5 protein-coding genes are annotated in these 2,720 nt (G+C 39.3%); all 5 read left to right on the forward strand.

The features are described from left to right. Positions 1 to 157: elongation factor Tu (gene tuf / locus NT145_04745; GenBank protein MCX5781995.1), on the forward strand; the 157-nt coding region annotated here is incomplete at its 5' end. 147 nt (positions 158 to 304) lie between these two features. Further along, positions 305 to 634: a 30S ribosomal protein S10 gene (gene rpsJ, locus NT145_04750; protein ID MCX5781996.1), complete on the forward strand. Its 330-nt coding sequence runs from the start codon at positions 305 to 307 to the stop codon at positions 632 to 634. 186 nt (positions 635 to 820) lie between these two features. After that, positions 821 to 1,528, forward strand: a complete 708-nt coding sequence (gene rplC, locus NT145_04755) for a 50S ribosomal protein L3 (GenBank protein MCX5781997.1) — start codon at positions 821 to 823, stop codon at positions 1,526 to 1,528. Between the two features lie 9 nt (positions 1,529 to 1,537). After that, a complete protein-coding gene (gene rplD / locus NT145_04760; protein MCX5781998.1) occupies positions 1,538 to 2,173 on the forward strand; it encodes a 50S ribosomal protein L4 in 636 nt (211 codons plus the stop codon). Positions 2,174 to 2,239: 66 nt separating this feature from the next. Further along, positions 2,240 to 2,527: a 50S ribosomal protein L23 gene (gene rplW / locus NT145_04765; protein ID MCX5781999.1), complete on the forward strand. Its 288-nt coding sequence runs from the start codon at positions 2,240 to 2,242 to the stop codon at positions 2,525 to 2,527. Positions 2,528 to 2,720: the final 193 nt, after the last annotated feature.

The raw sequence follows: 2,720 nt of genomic DNA on the forward strand, positions 1-2,720 counted from the left end.
ACTTCCGCAAGGGACTGAGATGGTAATGCCCGGAGACAACACGAATATGGAAGTAGAGTTGATAACGCCGATAGCAATGGACAAACAGCTGAGGTTTGCAATACGAGAAGGTGGACATACCGTTGGTTCTGGGGTTGTGACAGAGATCATAGAGTAACAGCTGCCCAAGGCAGCCCGCCTAGGGCGGGAAATTATTGAATAAAAGCGTGTAAAAGTTAAAAAGTTAAGAAAGTTAGGAAAGTTAAAGATCTTTCATAACATTTACACTTTCAAAACTTTATAAACGTTGTTTAGAGGAAAAAGAATGGCGACAGCGGAAAAAGCAGTAGCAGCACAGCGGTTAAGAATCAAGCTTCGTTCGTACGACCACAAGATGTTGGACGATTCGTTGGCTAAAATTGTTGAAACTGCGCGGCGTACAGGCGCAAGTGTTACGGGCCCCGTACTTTTGCCTACGGCAATAAAGAAATATACGGTGAACCGCGCAACACATGCAGACAAAAAATCGCGAGAGCAGTTTGAAATGAGAGTGCATAAGCGTCTAGTGGACATAGTAGAACCGTCGCAAAAGACGGTTGAAGAGCTTATGAAGCTGGATTTGCCGGCGGGTGTTGACATAGAAATTAAGATGTAGGAATATTGCCCCCCATTGATTTACTTCGTAAATCAAACCATGGGGGCTCCGCCTTGGGCGGAAAATTAAAATGTAACCATTGATTACACAGATTAAAAAAGATTACACAGATAGGAGCTTTGAAATCTGTGTAATCAGATGTTAGAAATCAGTGTAATCATTCCGAACGGAGTGAGGAAGTAAATGTTGAAATCAATTATTGGAACAAAAATGGGGATGACACAGCTTTTTGATAAATCAGGGAATATAGTACCTGTGACCGTTGTGTCTGCCGGCCCATGTATAGTAACTGAAATCAGAACAAAAGAAAAAGACGGATATTCGGCTGTGCAATTAGGTTACGGCGATGTTTTGGAAAAAAGTCTTTCAAAACCGATAATCGGCCAATTTAAAAAACGTAATTTAGCTTTAAAAAAACATCTTTATGAATTTAGAACTGAAGAAGTAGCTGATTTAAAAGTAGGGCAAGAAATCAAAACAGATGTTTTTCAAGAGGCCGATTTTGTTGATGTTTCAGGGGTAAGTAAAGGCAGAGGATATGCCGGCGTTGTAAAACGGTATGGTTTCCGTGGCGGGCCGAGTACACACGGCCAATCTGATCGTCAAAGAGCTCCGGGAGCAAGCGGCGCGGGCGGAAATCAAAGGGTGCTTAAAGGAACAAAAAAACCCGGGCATTTGGGCGATGGATTGATTACAATACAACGCCTGCAAATTATCGGCATTGATCCTGAAAAAAATATTCTTTTAGTAAAGGGAGCGCTTCCCGGAACCGTAAAGGGAACTTTAATAATAAACAAGACAGTGAAAAAAGTCAAAGCGCGCAGTGCGGAGACGGCGCAAAAAACTAAGAAAAAATTTACGGCTCCGTCAAAAGCAGCAAAGGCGAATAAATAAAGGAATAATATGGATATAACGCTTTATAATATGTCAGGAAAGGAAAAAGGAAAGATAGAGCTGCCTCCGGTATTTGATACGAAAGTATCTCCGACATTGCTTCATGAGGTTATTGTCGGGTATCTTTCAAATCAGAGGTCAGGAACTCATTCCACAAAAACAAGGGGAGAAGTTTCCGGCGGAGGTGTGAAACCCTGGAAACAAAAAGGGACCGGAAATGCCAGGGCTGGTTCAATCCGTTCCCCGTTATGGCGCAAGGGCGGAATAACATTTGGTCCCAAGCCAAGAGATTATTCTCAAAGAGTTCCAAAACAAAAGAAACGCGTTACTCTTAATATGGCGCTTGCTTCAAAATTTAAAGATGGCAATATTATAGTTGTGGATGATATAAAGATTGAAGAAGCAAAAACAAAAAAAGTTGCTGAAATATTAAAAAATTTAAAGATTGAAAATAATAAAGTTTTGCTGGTTGGGGAAAAGAATGAAGAAAAACTTAAACTGGCCACAAAAAATCTTCCAAACTTTATTTTAAGCGAAGTGAAAAATATGAATGCTTACGAAACCATGTGGGCTGACAAGATAATTTTTACGGCTAATGCAATAGAACAACTAAGAAAGGTTGAGGTTGAGAAAAAGGCAGGTTAAGCAAAAAGCTTTTCTTAACCTAAACCTGTTTTTCTCTTAACCTGTTGTTGAAAAGGAAAAATAAAAATGGAATCAAGAAATATTATTAAAGAACCGTTGATTACGGAAAAGGCAACAGATCTTAGAGTAAAATCAAACAAGTATGTATTTATTGTTGATAAAAGAGCAAGCAAATCTCAGATAAAAAAAGCTGTTGAAGAACTTTTTAAAGTCAAGGTTGAGAATGTCCATACTGCTATTTATGGCGGGAAATTAAGACGTATGGGTGTATATTCAGGATATAGGCCTGACTGGAAGAAAGCAATCGTGAAAATCCGTAAGGGACAAGAAATAAAAATGGCGGAAGGAGCCTGAAACGGCGAAATTTGAGATTTGAAATTTGAGATTTGAGATTCCGAACGAAGTGCAGTTAATTTGAAATTTGAGATTTGAGATTCCGAACGAAGTGCAGTTAATTTGAAATTTGAGATTTGAGATTCCGAACGAAGTGAGGACATATGCCGATAAAAACATTTAAACCATACACTCCCGTAAGACGTTTTATAAC

The sequence above is a fragment of the Elusimicrobiota bacterium genome (assembly GCA_026388075.1).
Lineage (GTDB): Bacteria > Elusimicrobiota > Endomicrobiia > Endomicrobiales > JAPLKN01 > JAPLKN01.